Source organism: Mycoplasma sp. 5912, from assembly GCF_054353835.1.
This window is the reverse complement of sequence record NZ_JBTHHI010000007.1, coordinates 1-20758: the sequence shown is the minus strand read 5'-3', so window position 1 is coordinate 20758 and position 20758 is coordinate 1. Positions and strand designations below refer to the sequence as shown.

Sequence of the window (20758 nt, the reverse complement as noted above, 5' to 3'; positions counted from 1 at the left end):
TTCCTCTAATATAATTTATTTATCATATTATAAACAAATTTTATGAATTGTTATATTTAAATATAAAAGGACATTTAAAATGTCCTTTTATTAATTCTTGTTATCATTTTTTATTAAAATTTTAAGGTATTTATAAAAGTTATTTGTATTTTTATGACAAGTGAATTCAACTTTTTATATTACGACTTTATGTGTTTATATAATAAACTTATACATCAGCTTTATCAGTTGTTATAATTGAAGGTAAATATTTATAAAGATTCAAAATTTCTTGTTTTGTAGCTTTTTTAATCGTTACTGATTTGCTTTTGTCAATATATTTTATGTTCATTAACAATTTTGGGTCTCTATTTTTATAATCCAAAGGAAGGTTTTCACCTAATAAATAAAAATCAACAACAAAAAATGTCAAATTATTTTCACCTTTACTTTTATAGTCAGGAACTAATACCAAATTTGGAATTTTATCATCGTTTACTCAAACCTCATACATTAATAAATTTTTCGTTTTAAAGAATTCAACAATATCTTGGTTATTTAAATAAATTTCTTTAAACTTTTCTAGATTAATTTCCTTTAATTTTTCTTCTGTTAAATTATTTATATCAAAAACTACCTTGTCTTTGAACAAATTATAGTATTTCTTGACAAAAGACAAATTAAACTTATCTAAAAACCGTTTATTTAATTCTTCAACTGAATTAATATATGAATATTTATTTTTTAATAAATATTCAAATTTACCAGCATCTTCTTTATTGTTTTTCCACATATAATAAAAATAATTATCGTTAATATCTTTAATCATATTGTCTTTTTTATAAGACAGTATATATGAATAAAAATTGCCTATATCATCTTTATTATATTTATTAGAGTCTTTTTGTGAATATGAGCAAGAAGTAACAAGTAAAGAGAAAGAAGCAGAAGAAATAGATAATATTTTTTTAATCTTATTTTTCAATATAATATCTCCTTATCATAAAATTTTGTAAGAAATTAATTACCTATATGATTTCTTACATTTTTATTTTATAAGAAAAGAAGAAAGTAATCTAGAAAAAGATATAAAAAGTCATTTAAACTTTTTATATCTGCAATTTTATGGAAAAGAAATATGCACTTATACTTACTATACAAATTACACCAGCACCTTATCAATAATTTCTTTAGCCTTTATTTTATTATTTTTAGCTAGTTCTTTTTTATAATCGCTATAATTAATTCTATTTATCTTATCTAAATTATTTTGCGCATAAATAGTATTTAAATAAGTAAATAAATAGTTATATGATGCAACATTAAATGCTATATTAGCATCTACATCATACCCCGGCAAGAATCCATCAAGTAATGTATCTTTTGCTTCACCATTACTTAACATAGTATACCACCCCAGCACTTCGTTATTAAGTTTTTCATTCGCATCCTTATACATAAACTCGAAATTACTATTTTTACCATAAGGTAGAATATCCACTAATATTTGATTCAATTTTTTTGTTTGTGGGAACACACTTTCAGTCCCAATAAAGTTATTAATATCTAAAATCGCTATTAGAGCACTAGTATATGTATTTAACTTTGTTTTAAAATCATTAAATATATTTTTTTGATTATTATATCTAGCATCATTATTTTTATTAAGTTCTTCAATTTTTTCGATCAATGATGCTTGTTGATCACCATTTTTCTTATAATCCATAACTTTAAGAGCATCATTTAATTTTTTTAATGCTTGCTTATATTCTATTAAACTAATAAAATATTTTCTTTGATTCTCATCGACGGCCATAAATTTACCACCCGAATCCGTTGCTTCATCCACTAATGATATCGGAGCATATAAAAATAAGTTCTTAGTTTGTAATTTCTTAATATCTTCACTTGGATCTTTAAGACCATAAAGAGCATCATTTTTTAAAATCTTCATTCCCTTATCATAACTAAACACATCCATTTTTGGATCATACACCCCATTTAAATTAAAAGTATATGGTAAAAAACTATATTTAAAACTATCACTTATACTTAAATTAATCACTTGTTGCTTTAACTTGTTTTTTGCTTCATTGCTATAATTTTTTAATGAATCAGCACTATTAATATAAACAGAATCATACACAGGATTTTGATCATCCAAATTATTTTTATCACTACTAAAACCAAATTGTAAGTATTTAAAATTACCATTTAAATAATCACTATATGAAATGTTTTTATCAATAATCCGTCCCTTATAATAATCAGTAAAGATATACGAAAATCATGTTCTTATTCTTTGCGCATAATAATTCCCGTTTACTAAGTTTAATAACGGTATATCTTCAGGCTTCGGTTTACTAGTATCTTCTTGTTGATCATCTAAACCAATAAAATTTTTTGCAAATTTTCTAAATTCTTTATATGTATCAGCTAATATTTTCACCCCAGATTCTTCATTAGGAGTTGTTGCAAAATATCTAAGATATTTACTTTGATATTGATTATAACTTTCACTCGCAAATTTATCTAAATCACTATCACTTATTAAATAATTATTATCATCATCTTTTTTGATAAAGGTATAAGTATTTTTATCACTAGCAGAATTTAAATATGTTAAAACTTCATTATAAAATTTTTCTTTTGTTTGTTCATCGATATTTATTTTATCATTTACCACATCGTTAATTAGTTGATATAAATCCCCATTATAATTTTTTTCACTTACATCGATATTTAATGCAGTCCCTTTTAAGTTCGCATCAGCAGGATGAAAATTAAATTCTTCTTTAGCCCATTTTTCAAACCTTGCTTTTTTGTTTTGATACAAACTATCAACTTGTATTTTAGCATCATATGCTTTTAAAATCGCATTATAATCATTTAAGTTCATATATGGTTGGCTAATATGTTTTTTTCATCCTTGCACATCAGATATATCATAACTTTTTAGAACATAAGAAGGCTTAGCAAACCAATAATCCCAATCTTTTAAGAACGGATTATTATTATCTTTTTGTCCATCATATTTATAATAATTATCATTAATCTTATTTTCTTTTATAAACGACTCGATTGCTTTATCCCTTAATTCTTGTGGAGAAGGCTCGTGTTTTTTGTTCTTATCATCTGTTCCAGAATCACCCCTACCTGGTTTATTTGTATTAGCAGATGTAGTTGTTCCACAACTTACTGCGATAGTAGAAGTTGTTAAACTTGATAATATCAATAAAGTTTTTAATTTTTTGTTCATATAACCCCTATATAGACAAATTATAATGAATTATTTTATATAAGGAATTTATATCACAAAGAAATACCGAATCAATAATACATATACAACATACATATCATAAAAGTGAAATAAATTCAACAAATAAACCACTTATGTTGGATTCTTTGATAGAATTATTTATATAAGAAAGGAATAAAATGAAGAATATTATTTTTAAAATAGGTGATGTCACTTCTGGTTTGAACGGGTTAACTGGTATAAACAACAATGATGTAAAATTCGAAACAAGTTTTCCAAAAATTATGGAACACCCTGATAAGGATTTAAATATAGAATATATAGAAAAATTATCAAAAAATATATTTAAAAATAAAGAAAATATACTAGATAAAATATCGGAAGGAATTATTAAAAAGAATAAAAGTATTAATAAACCAATTAGCGAAATTTCCTTAGATGATTATAAAGAAATAATGAATAATTTTTTGGATATTTATAAAACAAATAATCTGATTACAAAAGACCAACAAGAAAATATAAATAACTATCTTAACGAGACAGGATATAAAAAATTTAAGAACGAATTAATAAAGTCCTTAAATACTTTTAAATCTGGTGTACATACAGTTAAAAAAGAAGTAGCAAAGTTAAATAATAATGAATCTACAATACAAAGAACCGTTCTAGATGCGAATAATGGTTATGTAATAAACATAGATAGTAATGAAATGAATTCAAAAAATCTAACAAAACAATTTTTTGAATTAGAATCCAAATCACAAGATATAAAACAAATTTATATAGATATAAATGATAATATACTTTGGTATAACAATATAATAAAAAGATTACTAAATGCACAAATAGCGATGTCTGCTGTATCTATATTTAGCTTTTTTGCAGGTATTTTTAGCTTTGGATTAGGTTTTTTTGGTACTGCATTATCAGCAGGTGCATCCATAGGATTAAGTGTTGCAATTAGTATATTAGAATCCAGAAGGGATAAATATATAAAGAATCATAAATTATTATCAGAAATATTTGAGTTTCCTAAAAAAAGTTCAACAGATGAAGCATTATCAGGTTACTCATATGGTAAAAATGTTATTTCTGGGTGAACTTGAAATGTTTTTTCTGCAGTAAAGAATTATAAAGGTAAATTTTGAGCAATTGAAAAAGTACCATATAAAACATTTTTCAAAAAAGCTTTTTTACATACAACAGGATTTGTTCTTGATTCAATTGATATCTATTTAACAAAAAGAGAAATCGATAGTATGGAAGATAAAAATAAAAAGATAAATAACTTTTTATCAGAATTAGAGAATCAGTTACAAACAATAGCAATAAATTTAGAAAATATTAAAAGAGTTGAATGAGTAGTAGTAAAAGAGACACCACTTGATAAACCTTATAATCAAGGTGGTAAAGGCGGAAAGAATTTAGTTTTTAAGAATCTTAAAACATCTGAGGTATTAACCTTAGAGCAAATGCTAGCAAAACATGATTGAATGCTTTATGCATGAGGGATGCAAAAGATATATAATAAAAAATTAAATGAATGATATATAAGAAAATTACCTAATAAAACAAAAACAGATAATTTAGGATAAAATGTTTGAATATGTTTTTATTTTGTTGATAATAAATGCTTGTTTTGCGGTTATTTTCTATCCTGTTTTTATAATTGCATATACAAAAAGATATCAAAGTTTCTTTTTTATAGCAAAAGATACATACAGCAGAGATATAAGTCAAAAAACAAAAGAGTATCATATAAACTTTCTAAAGGGATGATATGAGTTTAGAAAGTATCTTATATCTTATAATAAGGAAATTTTCTATTGAGTAATAGCTATAATTTTTCGTTTTGTTACACATATTATCTTAACAATAACATTCATCCTACTAGATAAGTATTATAATAAAAAAACAGCACCAGAAATGATAATAATTTTTATAGTAAACTTTATTACATATATCATTACTGATATCTTTACATTTCATTATTACTTTCAGTGCTTTCATATAGGAAAAAAAGTTAAAAAACACTTTGAAGAAAAAGTCAAAAGTAGCAAAATAATCGATAGTGAATATATGCTTGATAATACCATTTATTTTAACAACGGACTCACAACAAATAATTATATATATTTTAGAACAAACTTTTTTGATGTCAGGGTAAGGGTACTGACAACACAAAGAGTTAAAGAAATATTTAAGGATAGTGCATATGAGGTTTTTGCATTTTTTATTTTTGATATGCACAAATCATGAAAAGATGAGCATAGTGAATATTATCAAGGTTTGTATTTTGATTATGTTAATTTTTTTAACGAAGAACAAAGTGATTAATATACATTTGATATTTAAGGAAGTTTTATGTCACTATTTTTATTTATATTAATGTGTTTAGGGGTGATTATATCAACAAACATCTTAGTGCTTTCTTTCATTATATTATTTAATACAAACTCATTCACTAATTTCATTATTTATAAGTGTCAAAAACTTGTTAGTATTACAGAAGCAAAACAAACAAATGTACTATTTAAAGAAGGAGGACAATTATATTTAAAAGAAAACAAATTTATATTTAAGAATATGATTATGTCCTTTTTTATTATACTCTTATTATTTTTTATAAACGAATTAATTGTAAATTTGGATGCATACAATAAACTTGCATCTCAAATAAAATTAGGTTATTTTAAAGAATGAAGATATGTAGATATTTTCTATGTATTTGCATTAGTTATAGAATCAGTTTTTATAGTTTTATATTATAAAAAATATAAATATTTATATAATAAATTAACTAAGATATTTGATTATTTTGAATATTCAGAAGAACAATATTATCTAAATAATGAACAAGACGCTAAGTATGATGATAATAAATTTTTATGTCATATTTATTATAAGAGTAATAAGATATTTTATATGAATTATAAGGTTATTGATACAGTTATAATAAGAAAAAGTAATAAATTAGCTATTTATTATTTCTTAATTTTTGGTTATCATTTTAAACAAATAAATTATGGTAATATGATTTATAAGGATTTATATCAAGCATTTTTATATTATAAAAATAACAATAAAATAAGGTAATTAAAAAATAAAATGAAATATTTAATTTAGAAGATATAGAGAAATTAACAACTTTTAACACAGCAAAGAAGCAAATTTAGTATAATATAATAAAGGAGAAAAATGCATACAATAAAAAGTATTTTATTAAAACCTATTTTTTATAACAACTGAGATATTCAAATTCAAGGGTGAGTTACATCTAATCGTGGAAATAAAAAGATTCGCTTCTTAGAAATAAATGATGGATCTACCATAAAAAACTTGCAGGTAGTGTTTAAAGGTGATTTTGATTTTAATGTTCTTGATACTTTAAAACCCGGATCTGCACTTTCTTTACAAGGGATTTTGAGAGCTACACCAGATGCGCCGCAACCCATCGAAATGACTGCTACCAAGTTAATTGAATATAAAAAAGTGGATGAAGATTACCCAATTCAAGCACAAGAAATGAAACTTGAAACATTACGGGAAATTCCACACCTGCGTCACCGTACAAATGTTTTAAAAGCAGTGATGTTAATTCGTTCAACCTTGGCACAAGAAATCCATAAGTATTTTATGTTTAAAGGATTTCATTATGTCACTACACCTATTATTACTTCTAATGACGGAGAAGGTGCGGGGGAAATGTTTAATGTGTCTGATTCGAATGTGGATGATCCGTTTTTTGGTAAAGGGAACAAATCAACCTTAGGAGTAACGGGGCAGCTTCATGGAGAAAGTTATGCAAATGTATTTAAAAATATTTATACATTTGGACCAACATTTAGAGCGGAACGATCGAATACTAAAAGACATTTAGCAGAATTTTGAATGATTGAACCAGAGATGGCTTTTTATGATTTGCATCAAACTATTTTATTATCAGAGGATTTATTAAAAGTTGTTTTAAGAAATACCGTAGCTAAACATCCTTTTGAAATGGAGTTTTTAGACAAACTAAGTGATGGAAACTTATTAAATAAAATCCACAATTTTTTAGATTCAGAATTAAAAATTGTGGATTATCAAGATGCATTAAAAGAACTTGAAAAAGTAAAAGATATATTTGAAGAAAAAGATATCCATTTTGGACTAGATTTAGCAAGTGAACACGAAAAATACTTAACTGATGTTGTATATAAATCTCCAGTTGCTGTTATTAATTTTCCTAAATCATTTAAAGCATTTTATATGTATCAAAATGATGATGGTAAAACAGTTGCGGCTTTTGATTTATTAGTTCCCGAAATAGGGGAATTAATCGGTGGAAGTCAAAGAGAAACAGATTATTTTAAAATCGTAAAACGAGTAAATGAACTCGGTATTGATCAAGCCGACTTACAATGATATCTTGATTTAAGACGTTTTGGTCATCTTAAATCATCTGGATTCGGGATTGGATTCGAAAGACTTGTGATGTTTATAACAGGAATGGAAAATATCCGTGATAGCATTCCGTTTCCAAGAACTACAGGAAATATTAGGATGTAAAATAGTGTTTATCTTTTGGATAAATACTATTTTTTGTGAAAATAATTATAAACAGATTGGGCTCTACTTGTTCCGATGACTTCTGTAAGATTTTCGAGCGATTGTTCTTTTATAGATGCATAAGTTCCAAATTTAGCAATTAATGCAGTAATAGTTTTTTTACCTATATTAGGGATGTTTAATGACCCTTTAAGTGTGTTTTTTGAATCAGCAAGTTGATGATAATATCTTTTCACATTTTTGTCTACATGTTCTTGTAAAGCAGAGAAATATAAAAAACTTTCATCAGATAATTGAATAGTTTTACCTAAATCATTAATAAGTTTTTGTGTCTTGTGATTATCGTTTTTTACCAAACCAAAAACAAGATTATTAAGATTGAAGTTTTTTAACGCTTCCTTAATCTCATTTATTTGAGCAATGCCGCCATCAGCAATAAAAACATCATTTGCATTTATTTTATTTTTATGCTTTTGTAAAAAAGAAACAGCATTATAGTAAGTAAATTGTACATCTGAATGCTTATCAATTTTTTGATTGAATTCTGATAATTTATTAAAAGTAGTTAAGTTTTTTATTTGACCCGTGATATCAAAACATAAAGAAGAACCAGCAACATCCTTTTGATAATTCTCAAAAGAATTATCAAAAATAATAAATTTATCTATTTCGGATAAATTTAATTCCTGTTTTAGTTTAATTCATAAAGCTACATTATCTTTAATTATATGTTTTCGTGCATATTCCTTTGCCTGGATTTGAGCATTTGATTTAAGGTTTTCTAATATACTTTTATAAATCCCTTTTTGTGGATATAAGATTCTTTTAGTAAGGTTGTCATCAAAAATAAGGTTTTCAGATTTATAAACAAAATCTAGCAAGATTTTGCTTATTATATCTGGTCGTTTTTTATAGTAATCATTGATAAATTTTTCGATAAATTCAGTTAGTAAACCTTGAAATTTGCGATTTATGTTTTCAATATAAGTGGTAGAACCGTGTTGGTAAGATCGGATTGAAATAAAAATGTTTTGATTTACTTTTTCAAAAGCAAAAAAATCAAGTGATTGTGTGTTGCTAATTTGTAGAATTTGTGTTTGTAATAATGATTTAATAAACACAGAAGCATTTTTATAAACTTGTGCAAATTCAAATTCTAATTTGCTGCTGTATTCTGCTTCTTTTTTTGCAATTAATTTAATAAATTCAGGCGATTTATTTTTGAAAATATTTTTAATTTCTTCAAGGGCATTTAATCAATACGATTCATCTTTATTGGTAATTTTAAGTCCTTTATAATATAAAAACTGATTACATAAAACATCGTAAAAAGCTGAAAATTGTGATGTAGGTGTAAGCGGACCAAAATAATATTTTAAATTTTTTTTATTCAGATTATCACCAATATCTATATGTAAACCATTTTTATCAATTACAAATAAAAAATAGGGATATGTATTCTTGTTTGTAAGTTTTATATTATAACGAGGTTGAAATTGTTTTATAAATTTTAACTCTGTTAAAAATGAATCACGCTCAGATTTACATATATAGAAATCAAAATCATTTATTTGATCAACCATCACAGGAGTTAATCAAGAATTATTATGTCCTTCAAAATATTGTTTAAGTCTTTTTCTTAGATTTTTAGCTTTCCCAACATAAATAATTTCGTTGTTCTTGTTTTTTCATAAGTAAACACCACATTCATCTGGAACAATTTGATTAATTTTCTCCAATATATGTTCTTTGTTATTCATTTTGCCTCGTTTATTTTTCTTTTTTTGCCTATACCATAGGAAAAAAAGAAAAAAATTACTTTTTCTTTGCTTATTTTAGGAAAAAAAGTTGAATTTTTACTTTTTTTCCTATTTTTTAGGAATAAAAATATGTATTTAGCAATATCTGCTGTGGTAATAATATTATATAATATTAACAATTATTTCTAATATTCTTATTTGTAAGCAAAAAGTGAGGAAAATTAAAAAAATTAAAGGAAGAATATGAAACGTCTATTATGTTTATATAAACCAGCATTAAATAAAAACTATCCATGAGTGCTTAAGCACCCAAAAGTAAAAGATGCATTAGCTCAATTTAAAACTCGTAAAGATGCGATGAACTGATTTTTATCACTGGGATATGATTGTGCAACTTGATTCCAAACAGATCAAAAAGTATTTGGGGGAATTTTCATTTCAGAATGAAAAGAAGGTGTTGATTTTTACGAAATCAATGTTGATAAATTTGATGGTAATGTAGTTGAAAGTGATGTATTATCTGAATTCTTTATTGATTCAAAAACAGGAGCAAGAAAATCAGATGAGGCTCGTGATTACCTTGAAAGACTAAACGATTTTAAAGTTCTTAGAAAACATGAAACATACTTCCCTGTTGATGATGAATTTATTATTGAAAGAAAAAAATCTGCTAAAGATTTAGAAATCGAAAAACTACAAAGACTAAACGAAGAACTTCAAAAACAAGGTCAAGCAGCACCGGTAATAGTTCAAGAAGTAAAGCAAACTGAGCCAGAAGTTCAAGTTGTTGAAAAAATTGTTGAAGTGGTAAAGGAAGTTGTTAAAGAAGTTCCTGTTGAAATTATTAAAGAAGTCGAAGTCATTAAAGAGGTACCGATTGAAATCATCAAAGAAGTTGAGGTTATTAAGGAAGTACCGTTTGAGGTAGTAAAAGAAATTGAAGTAGTTAAAGAAGTACCATTAGAAGTTGTTAAGGAAGTAGAAGTTACTAAAGAAGTTCCTATCGAAGTTCAAGTTATCAAAGAAGTAAAAGTACCAGTTGAAAAAGTAGTCGAAGTTATTAAAGAGGTGGTAAAAGAAGTACCTGTGGAAGTAGTAAAGGAAGTTTCTACGGGTTCAAAAGAACCTATTAGATTCGAATTTATTGAAAATCTACAACCTACTAAACAACTTGAGGCTCTAGCTGTTTATGCACAAAGAATTTCTAAGGTTGCTGAATTTTTCAAAGAAGAAAAAACAACATCTGAGCAAGATTTAACAAGAATCAAGGAACAACTGAAAAATGTTTTAGTAGTTACTAAAAAACTTTCTAATAAATTTACTGATGATAAAAAAGCACAAAAATTATTCGAATTAGTCGCCGCTTCATTGGCAACATCTGTAAAATCATTATCTGAAAAAATTGTTGGTAAACCTGAAATCGAATTCAATCCAGAAACAGCCGTATATTATCGAAAAGAATGTGGTAGAAATGTATTATTAGTACACTGATTATCATATCTTGTGTTCGAAGGATTACATTTAGCATTTGTTCCACAACAAGCATATCACTATCCTATTATCGCAGCTGAAGTTAAACCACAAACTAATGTTGTAGTATTTTCAGATGTAGCAAAAGCACAACCAAAAGAAGAAAGCGAAGTTGTAGTAACTGAAGAACGTATTCCATATATGTTCTGAACAGTATTATTTGCTTCTTTAGCACTTGCAATACTATTTGTTCTTGTGATTTTATTATGAGTAGGTGTAATTCCACCGCTTAACTAAATTTAAAAGTCTTTTGACTTTTTTATTTTGTATTTTTGTAGAAAGTTATAAAATAGCAAATTTTTATATTTAAAAAATATAAAAATAGTATAATAATAAAATGTTTAATAAAAATAATAAAGAATTTATGCAAGTTTTAGTTAACCATCTTAAAAGCACTGGGTTTATTTTTCAAGGCAGTGAAATTTACGGAGGTCTTTCAAATACTTGAGATTATGGTCCGTTAGGTTCTTTATTAAAAGATAACATCAAACAAATATGAAAAACAGAATTTATTTTAAAAGAAACTAATAACTTTTTAATCGATTCAAAAGTTTTAATGAACCCAAAAGTTTGAGAAACAAGTGGACATGTAGGGAATTTTAATGATCCACTAATTGAAAACAAAGTGAACGGAAAAAGATACCGTGCTGACAAATTAATCAATGAAATTAATTCCAACATTATCCCTGAACAACTTAGCAATGATCAAATGCGAGAATATTTAAATCAAAATTTACCTGAATATGATGGATGCAAAGCACAATGAAGCGAAATTAAGCAATTTAATTTAATGTTTGAAACTGCCCAAGGAGTAATTGAAGGAAATAAATCAAAAATTTATTTACGTCCAGAAACAGCACAAGGAATTTTTATAAACTTTAAAAATGTGCAAAGAACAACTCGTGCTAAATTACCTTTCGGAATCGGACAAGTAGGAAAAAGTTTTCGCAATGAAGTTACTCCAGGAAATTTCATTTTTAGAACTCGTGAATTTGAGCAAATGGAATTAGAATTTTTTAGTTATCCTGAGCACGCGCCAAAATGGTTTGATTATTATATCCAAAAAAGTATGAAGTTAATAAAAAAACTTGGCATAACAAAAGAAAATGTTAGGATTCGAGAACATACCCCAGAAGAATTAGCACATTATTCTGATGCAACAACTGATATAGAATTTTTATTCCCGTTTGGTTGAGGTGAGCTTTTAGGAGTAGCGAATCGAACTGATTTTGATTTAAGAGCACATATGCAAGCAAGTGGAGAAAGTTTAGAATATTTAGATCCAGAAACAAATACTAAATTAATTCCTTATGTGATTGAACCAAGTATTGGTTTAGATCGTTTAATGCTTGCTATCCTTGTAAATTGTTATGATGTTGAGAAAGTGACAGAAAGTGATGAAAGAATAGTTTTAAGATTTCCAAAAGAAATTGCACCTTATAAAGTTGCTGTACTTCCGTTAGTTAAAAAAATTTCTGAAAAAGCATTAAAAATTTATCACCAATTAATTGATTTAGGAATCTCGACAAGTTATGATGAAAGTGGCTCAATCGGAAAACGTTATCGTCGCAATGATGCAATTGGGACATATTGATGTTTAACAGTTGATCATCAAAGTTTAGAAGATGCAACTGTTACATTAAGAAATCGCGATACAATGGAGCAATTTCGCATTTTGATTGAGCAAATTAATGAATATATTTAGTTTGGAGGGTAATGACACAAGCAATTTCATATGAATTGATTAAGGAAATAACTTCTTCAAACAATATAGTGGATATCATTTCTGAAGATGTCCAATTAAATAAAAAAGGTAATAATTATGTAGGACTATGTCCATTTCATAATGATAGCAATCCCAGTTTCTCTGTGTCAGCAATAAAACAAATATATAAATGTTTTTCTTGCGGAGAAAGTGGTAACATAGTTACTTATTTAACAAAAAAAAGACAAATGAGTTATACTGATGCAATTGTGTATTTAGCAAAAAACATCGGAAAAGAATTAGATTTTAGTTCATTAAATAAATCCGATTTAGTGGAATATAATACACAAGAGCAAGAACAATTAGAAATTTTGCAAGCAGCAAACACTTTTTATAAATTGCAACTACTTAAAAACAATGCAGCTATTAATTACTTGAAAATACGTAATTTATTTGATAGCGAACTTATAAGTTATTTTGATATAGGATTTGCACCTGACTTTAATTTATTATCAAAACACTTAAATGAAAAATTAGGTTATGGATTTGATAAATTATATAGCAGTGGTTTGATTAACGAAAACTATGTAGAATACTTTCATAATAGGGTTGTTTTCGGGATTAAAAATCAATATGGTCAAATAGTGGGTTTTAGTGGCCGCACAATAACCAACGAAGTAGCTAAGTATATAAATTCACCTGAAAGTAATTTATTTAATAAATCCAAAATCTTGTATAACTACTTTAATGCAAAAGATCACATTCAAAGCAGTAACGAAGTTGTAATTGTAGAAGGTTTTATGGATGCGATTGCATGTTATAAAGCAGGGATAAAAAATGTTGTTGCTTTAATGGGTGTAGCACTTACTAATCAACATATTCCACTCTTATATAATTATAAAATTAAATTATTTTTAGATAATGATGCAGCAGGGATAAATGCTACATTAAAAACTATTAAGACATTATTATCGAATAAAATTAATCGCATTGATGTTATTATAAATCCATACCAAAAAGATGCTGATGAGATTTTAAATAAAGAAGGAGCAGAAACATTAAAACAACTGATGCAAACCACACGGGGAGCAATTGATTTTGTTTATGATACATTAAAAATAAATTTTACTATAACAAAAAATTCTGATTTTAATAAAATCAAGGAATTTGTAATTGAATTTAATAGTTATTTATCATACTTATCAAACGAAAATAAAGCATATTTTAAAAATAAAATAAAGAGTGAATTTAACTATGATATAGATATAAATAATATTTATGTTGATTATCAACCTAGACAAATTCAAAAACATCCCTTTGATATGAATTTTGAATTTCCTGTTAATCCAAAATTTCAAATAAATCCGAATAAAAAACATTTTTTTGATGAAATAAGCAAATTCAAGCGATTAAAGATTTTGATTTTTATGCTTTGTCGTAATGATTTTTCAAATTTATTTTATAGTGAGCAAGGTTTAGAAGTAATTTTTAGTCAACCTGCACAACTGCGAGATTTATATACTGAAATAAAAATGTTTAATCTAAAAATTAATGAAGTAATTGAGCAAGATATCTTTGAAAGTGCTGATAAAGCAATCGAAAACATTAACATCGAAGCAAAATTAACTGAGCTAAAAGAACATTTATATCAAACCTTTTTGAAATTAAGTAAATTTCAAAGCGACCAGCAAAGTTATTCATATTTTCAAGAATATATGCAGCAATGTCAAAATGATATAGATTTGCAGTATCAAAATGCAGCAAAAAATGATACAGTCGAGTTAAATTTACTTCCATATGTTAAGGAAGCGGCACAAGCAAATGAGCAATTTTATATTAAAAATCAAATTAAAAACTTTCGTCGTAAAAGTGAATATCAAAAAGAATTAGCCAATATACAAAACAAAAAAATAAGAATAGAAAAGAGGTAAAATGTCAGATTACAAAGATGTTATCAAGCTTTTAAAAACAGAGATGAAAAAATCTAAAAGAAATCATTTTTCTCAAGAAAAAGTGTTTGACATTTTATTAAATCATAATATATATGTTGATGCAGAAGAAAACGATGATTTTTTAGATGCTTTATTTCAAGCAAATATTTTAGAAAACCACAGTGATGCAGGTGATTTAGATGCAGTTAGCAGAGACCAAATCGAAGAAGAATTGGAACCTAATTTCAAATCCGATACTCTAGATTTAGATGATGTAGATTTTCCATTAGATGAATTTGATGCAGATGAAGATTTTTCAGAAGACACCGAAGAACCTAATTATGATTTAGAATCATTATCAACAGATGATGAAGAAGATGAAGAAAAAGATGAAGAACCTGAAGAAGAAGATTCGATGTTTTTTGATGATGCTTCTGATGATGAATTTAGTTTTGGTGACTTTGATTTAGAAACCTTAGGTTCACAAGCAACTTTGCTAGAAACCGAGAACAAAAAGGCACGTAATTTAACTAACAAACTTACTGAAACAAATGATATAGTCAAATGATATATGCGTTGAATTGGTAAGTATGGAAAACTATTAACTGAGGAAGAAGAAGTACAATTATCCAAAGAAATGGATCGTGGTGGTTTTCGTGGTAAAAGAGCTCGGGATAAATTAATTTTAAGAAACCTGCGTCTTGTGATTAATAATGCTAAAAAATATAAAAATCGAGGACTTTCATTTATTGATTTGATTTCTGAGGGAAATCAAGGGATAATGAAAGCAGTACAAAAATATGATGTTAATAAAGGATATAAGTTTTCAACTTATGCAACATGGTGAATTAGACAAGCTATCACCCGTGCTGTAGCTGATCAAGCACGAACCATTAGAGTCCCAGTTCATATGGTAGAAACCATTAATAAGGTATCTAAAATAGAACGTGAATTGCAACACGAGTTAGGTAATGAACCTACCTTAGCACAAATTGCTGAGCGTATTGGTGGAGATTTCACTGCTGAAAGAGTTGGTTACATTAAAAAAATAAATATTGATCCTATTTCACTTGACAAACAAGTAGGAAAAGAAAATGATTCATCATTTAGTGATTTTGTTAAGGATGAAGTAGTAATTAATCCAGTGGATTTTGCGGCCCACGAGGAGTTACATACTATTTTGCTTGATATGATTGATAATTATTTAGAAAAAGAAGAAAAAGAACTTATATGTCGTCGCTATGGAATAGGATATGATGAAAACGGACAACGGTATCGGATTCATTCCTTAGAAGAACTAGCAAAAATGCGTAACAATGTTTCAAAAGAAAGAATTAGACAAATTGAAAACAAGATCTTACGCAAATTGAAAGGAAATCCTAAATACGGTAAAAATTTAAGGGATTATTTAAGATATTAATGTCCGTAAATACTATTATAGAATATCTAGAAAGTCTATTTCCTTTGTCTAATAAAGAAATATGAGATCCATCTGGATATGCTTTAAAAGCAAACAAAAATAAAAAAGTAACATCAGTTGTATTAGCTATTGATTTAACATCTGATGTTTATAACTTTGCATTAGAAAATCAGTGCAATTTGATTATCACCCACCATCCGTTTTTGTTTGAAAAAACAAAAACTGATATGCTACAAAAAGCAGAGTATAAACAGAAGATCAAAAAAGGGTTGGTTAAAAATAAAATTAGTGCATATTCAATGCATACAAACTATGATTTTGATGTAAATGGAACTTCATATCAAATTGCAAAAGCGATAAATTTATCAAACTATGTAATTTCTGAAGGTCCTAGATACACAGCGATAATTGCTAAAAAAATATCTATTTCAGATGTGCAAAAACTTTTTTGGGAATATTTAAATTTATCTAACTTTCAAAGCAATGCATCTGATTTAGAATATAAATACTCATATTGTGTTATTTTAGCCGGGGCAGGTGATATTATAACAATCAATCAGTTAGCTAAAAAATATCCTAATTCATTATTTATCACATCAGATGTTAAATGAAATGATTGAATTGCATATAAAGAACATAAAATTGCTGTTCTAGCAATCCCACACCTAGTAGAACAGGTGTTTGCAAACCATATACAAGAAATTTTGCAAGCAAAATTTCATAATCTTAAAATACATATATACAAACTAAAAATACCATATCAAAACATAAAAGGAAGTAATGAAACATAAAAAAATTGGTTTATTTTTCTCCTTAATGTTAGTAATCGGTTCTGTTGTCGGAATTGGTATCTTCTTCAAAAATGGTTCTATTTCTAGGACCACAGGAGGAGATGGAGTCACTTGATTACTAGCATGAATAGTAGGAGGTTTAATTTCACTTACAGCAGCATTATCATTTGCTGAAATTGGATCATTTAAGAACACAAAACTGACAGGTTTATCAAATTGAGCCTTTAAAGTAGGTGGTTCACGACTTGGATACTTTACATCCATATCATTTTCAACATTTTACTTTGGTGCTTTAAATGCACTACTTGGAATCTTTGGTTCTGAAGTATGATTTACATTCATTGGTGCTGCTTCAAAACTCGATACTTCACATATTCATAGTGTGGTTCATATTATTATTGGATTGTTATTTATGATCGTGTTTATGCTACTAAACTATGCATCAACTCGAACATCAGGGCAATTACAGTCATTTTTTACTATATTAAAATTTGTACCTATATTAGTAGCGTTATTCATCGGAATTGTGCTACCAAATGTACATAATGCTGGTGGAGTAAATGCATTTACCATTATAGGTAAATCATTTAGCATCAAAGGATTGGTTGCTGCTTTACCTGCTGTATTATTTGCTTACGATGCTTTCTTAGGTAATGCATCAATGTCACATAAGATTAAAAAACCGAACAAAAATGTACCGAAGGCAATTTTCTTTGGAATGGCTTTTGTGGTGGTAATATACACCTTAATTGCACTTTCATCAATTTTACATAATCAAGGTAACATCGGTGGGTTATTATCAGATACTTTACCTAAATCAGTTGCAGCATACATCAGTCCTATTATTTGATTCTTTATTTTAATCTCAACATTTGGGGTTTTAAACGGACTTAGTGCAGCATTTATTAATGAAACCCATAATACTGTAAAAGCCAAACTATACTTTGGATCAAGTGCTTTGATTAAACGTTTTGGATTACAAAAAACATTTTGAATTTACATCACAATTATTTTTGCATTTTGAGGTGTTTTAATTTACATCCCTGCAATTGTATTAAATACTGATATCTTAATCGATGCAGTATCAAATTATCCAACCTTATTCTTCTTTAATATTTATGCACTGGTAATTTTATTATACGCAATAAAAAGACATAAAATCAGTGAAACTAATAAGATTAATAAATGAGTATTTTATATTTCTGCTGCATTAGCTGTCACAGGAATAGCAGTTGCTGAAATAGTATACTTAGTAGTTATCTTTACATTCTTAGGTTCAAATGCAACAAATCCAAATGGATGAGGAGTATTCTACGACCAAAATAAAGGTGGATTAATACCCAACTACTTACCTGTTTTATACTACTTTTTAAACTTAATTTTATTATTTAGTCTACCAGCAATTAATTATGCATTAGAAAAAGCAGTATTCAAAAACAACCTAGTTAAAAACTTTAGCACCTTAATTATGTTAGATGCACAAGAAGAAAAAGAAGAACAAGAAGTAGCAGAAAACAAAGAAGAACAATCTGATTCACAAACAGATAACGTTATTTCAAATAGACTTATTTGATAAAGAAAACACAAAGATGGAGCCAAAGGGATAACCCCCCTGGCTCTTACTTTAGTCTTATTCTTAGATTATTTTTTTTATTTAATTAGCTCATATTCTAAGATTTTTGGTGTTAAAAACTTATTGAAATATTCGCTTATTTTTTGTTTTAATAACTTAAGTTTCTCATCAAGTTCACTATATTTGGGTTTCATAATAGGCTTGTTATCTTTTGTATATGAACCACTTTCGATTTTAATATTAAGTTGTTTTTCGATTTGATGAGATCCGTATTTTCAATCTTGTTTATATTCATCGCATTTTGTTATTAATACTAAAATACTATTTCATATTTCAAATAAATCCTTTTCATCGTCGTTTAGATTAAATTTCTTTTTTAACTCATCTAAAAATATTTGCGCTCGAGAACCTTGTTTTGGAACAAAATTATTTTGCATAGTTTCATTACTTATACATTGATTTCTGAACGAAAATAATGTATATATAAATGATTCGAATAAGAATCTTTCATCTTTTTGATATAGATCTTTTTTATCAGAACTCTTCATTAAAACATCTATTTCATAAAAATGCTTCGTTTTATATTCATTAGCAATTCATAATGGAAGATATTTATATGCATTTTCAATAGTGTATTTTCTAAAAGTAGCATGTATATTAACGGATTGATTTATGATATATCCGTGTTTAAAATCCGGGGTTCATTGACTTGAGACAATAATAACATCATAAAGACCATCGCTTTCATCTTCTTTTTCGAAAATATTATTAATGTTATTAAAAACTTTCTTAACTGTTATTTGATTTATATTATGATATTCTTGCTCATCTACTCTAAAATTTATTTCTTTATTTTCTTTATCTATATTTTTTCAATGGATAAGAGAAATTGCTGCCTTAGAAGCATTGAATTTATTTTTATTACATAAAACTGAATCCAAAATTTCTTTATCAATTAAATGTTGAACTTTTCAATATTTAATAGGACTAAATAAGATGTAACTATCTGTTTGCTGTCTTAGATATCATTTGAAGGCAGAGAATATAAAGATATTTGCTAAGTCATTTGCATACGCCTGACTATTAACTTTTATTTTCTCTTCTTTAATGGTTTGAATCATTTTTTGTCTTAGTCAAATATCTTTAATCTTAAAACTCGTTTTGCTTCTTGTGGTTTCGCCGGTTGGTTCAGCGAATGGTGGATTTTCTAACATAATAATAGTTATTTTTGGATTATTTACTAATTCTCTTAATGGCTTATAATTAAAAAATTCTTCACTTAATGCATCTCCATTTTTTAATAAACCATTTTCAGTTCTTTTTTCGGATGTTGGAGGAATAATCATTTTAACCCTACCGTCATATATACCTTTTAGTGTTGTTCATTCTGTATAATCATAAGTGTTTAATACTACGTGCTTTAATTCTTCTTCACCTAGAAATTTCTCAAGATTTCCTGTTCCAGCACATCTATCAAGAATAATATAATCATTACCTTTTGGAACTAGTTCTATTGCTTTTCTAACCATATGTGTTGCTTCTTTTATATATTTATCAGGTGTAAAGAAAGCACCTAATCTTTTCTTTAATAAAGAATTACCAAGAAGGTTCATATTAAATGTTAATCAGTTATTATATTCTCTGTTCTCTTTCTCGTTATTAAGTTGTTTTTCTCAATCAAAAGGTTCAATAAATAATTTTGATGGATTTATAAATTCATTTTTCACTTCTTCTTTTGATGCATTTTTGTTAATTTCATCGCAATATCTATTGTTTCATGAAACAATGCTATATTCATCAATTCACCCTTTTAAAAATTTATCTGATATTTCAAAATCATCAATTGAATCCCAGATACCTTGTGAAATTTCTAAACTTGTTTGATTATCTATTTTTATATACTTCTTTTCGTTTAAAGAGACTAAATAACTAATAGATGGTGGATTAATTCCTGCTGAATTTAGTGATTTTATATATCTTTTTATTTGGTTTTTATGACTTAATAAGTCAGTAAAGTTTAGTTTAAATTCAAAAAGTGTTCCTTCTATTCTTCCGTCAGTGCTGCATGAAAAATCTATTTCATAGTTTTTGTCTTTATAGAAAGCAAGCAGTTCATCGTAAAAATCTCTCGGGACCTTAAAAAAAGTTGTGTATCCATAACTGAGTCATTTTCATAAAAAAAAAGATTTTTTAAAAAAATATTAAAAAAAAGAGTGAAACTCCTTTAAAATTGTAAGTGAAATAAAACAAAGGAGAACA

Annotated in this window: 14 protein-coding genes; 10 read left to right on the top strand and 4 right to left on the bottom strand. The window is 26.6% G+C overall.

Going from position 1 to position 20758, the window contains the following annotated elements; genetic code table 4:
- Positions 1–208: 208 nt before the first annotated feature.
- On the bottom strand, positions 209–964 hold the full coding sequence (locus tag ACXYRP_RS02920; protein WP_458597824.1) for a hypothetical protein: 756 nt from the start codon (positions 962–964) through the stop codon (positions 209–211).
- 177 nt (positions 965–1141) lie between these two features.
- On the bottom strand, positions 1142–3238 hold the full coding sequence (locus ACXYRP_RS02915) for a hypothetical protein (protein ID WP_458615183.1): 2097 nt from the start codon (positions 3236–3238) through the stop codon (positions 1142–1144).
- A 179-nt stretch (positions 3239–3417) separates the two neighbouring features.
- On the opposite strand from ACXYRP_RS02915, the gene ACXYRP_RS02910 reads away from it, so the two are divergent.
- From ACXYRP_RS02910 to asnS, 4 genes are all read left to right on the top strand, one after another.
- Positions 3418–4833, top strand: a complete 1416-nt coding sequence (locus ACXYRP_RS02910; RefSeq protein ID WP_458615182.1) for a hypothetical protein — start codon at positions 3418–3420, stop codon at positions 4831–4833.
- A 1-nt stretch (position 4834) separates the two neighbouring features.
- A complete protein-coding gene (locus ACXYRP_RS02905) occupies positions 4835–5575 on the top strand; it encodes a hypothetical protein (RefSeq protein ID WP_458615181.1) in 741 nt (246 codons plus the stop codon).
- Positions 5576–5602: 27 nt separating this feature from the next.
- Positions 5603–6334, top strand: a complete 732-nt coding sequence (locus ACXYRP_RS02900; protein ID WP_458615180.1) for a hypothetical protein — start codon at positions 5603–5605, stop codon at positions 6332–6334.
- Positions 6335–6436: 102 nt separating this feature from the next.
- On the top strand, positions 6437–7789 hold the full coding sequence (gene asnS, locus ACXYRP_RS02895; RefSeq protein ID WP_458615179.1) for an asparagine--tRNA ligase: 1353 nt from the start codon (positions 6437–6439) through the stop codon (positions 7787–7789).
- Between the two features lie 26 nt (positions 7790–7815).
- Here asnS and ACXYRP_RS02890 read toward each other — a convergent pair whose 3' ends face one another.
- Positions 7816–9549 carry a GIY-YIG nuclease family protein gene (locus ACXYRP_RS02890; protein ID WP_458615178.1) on the bottom strand — a complete coding sequence of 578 codons (1734 nt, stop codon included), beginning with the start codon at positions 9547–9549 and terminating at the stop codon, positions 7816–7818.
- Between the two features lie 243 nt (positions 9550–9792).
- Here ACXYRP_RS02890 and ACXYRP_RS02885 point away from each other — a divergent pair, with 243 nt between their 5' ends.
- The 6 genes from ACXYRP_RS02885 to ACXYRP_RS02860 all read left to right on the top strand — a co-directional run bounded on the left by ACXYRP_RS02885 (position 9793) and on the right by ACXYRP_RS02860 (position 18502).
- A complete protein-coding gene (locus ACXYRP_RS02885; RefSeq protein WP_435129435.1) occupies positions 9793–11316 on the top strand; it encodes an MAG3090 family protein in 1524 nt (507 codons plus the stop codon).
- 100 nt (positions 11317–11416) lie between these two features.
- Positions 11417–12784, top strand: a complete 1368-nt coding sequence (locus tag ACXYRP_RS02880) for a glycine--tRNA ligase (RefSeq protein WP_458598134.1) — start codon at positions 11417–11419, stop codon at positions 12782–12784.
- Between the two features lie 11 nt (positions 12785–12795).
- Positions 12796–14715, top strand: a complete 1920-nt coding sequence (gene dnaG, locus ACXYRP_RS02875; RefSeq protein WP_458598132.1) for a DNA primase — start codon at positions 12796–12798, stop codon at positions 14713–14715.
- 1 nt (position 14716) lies between these two features.
- Complete coding sequence (locus tag ACXYRP_RS02870) at positions 14717–16135, top strand: RNA polymerase sigma factor (protein WP_458598130.1); 1419 nt, start codon at positions 14717–14719, stop codon at positions 16133–16135.
- A complete protein-coding gene (locus tag ACXYRP_RS02865; RefSeq protein ID WP_458598128.1) occupies positions 16135–16926 on the top strand; it encodes a Nif3-like dinuclear metal center hexameric protein in 792 nt (263 codons plus the stop codon). The genes ACXYRP_RS02870 and ACXYRP_RS02865 overlap by 1 nt, the downstream gene beginning before the upstream one ends.
- The gene (locus ACXYRP_RS02860; RefSeq protein ID WP_458598126.1) at positions 16916–18502 is read left to right on the top strand and encodes an APC family permease; all 1587 of its coding nucleotides are present in this window, start codon (positions 16916–16918) and stop codon (positions 18500–18502) included. Before ACXYRP_RS02865 ends, ACXYRP_RS02860 begins: the two co-directional genes overlap by 11 nt.
- Positions 18503–18576: 74 nt before the next feature.
- On the opposite strand, the gene ACXYRP_RS02855 is transcribed toward ACXYRP_RS02860, so the two are convergent.
- Positions 18577–20226 carry a hypothetical protein gene (locus ACXYRP_RS02855; protein ID WP_458615177.1) on the bottom strand — a complete coding sequence of 550 codons (1650 nt, stop codon included), beginning with the start codon at positions 20224–20226 and terminating at the stop codon, positions 18577–18579.
- Positions 20227–20758 lie beyond the last annotated feature (532 nt).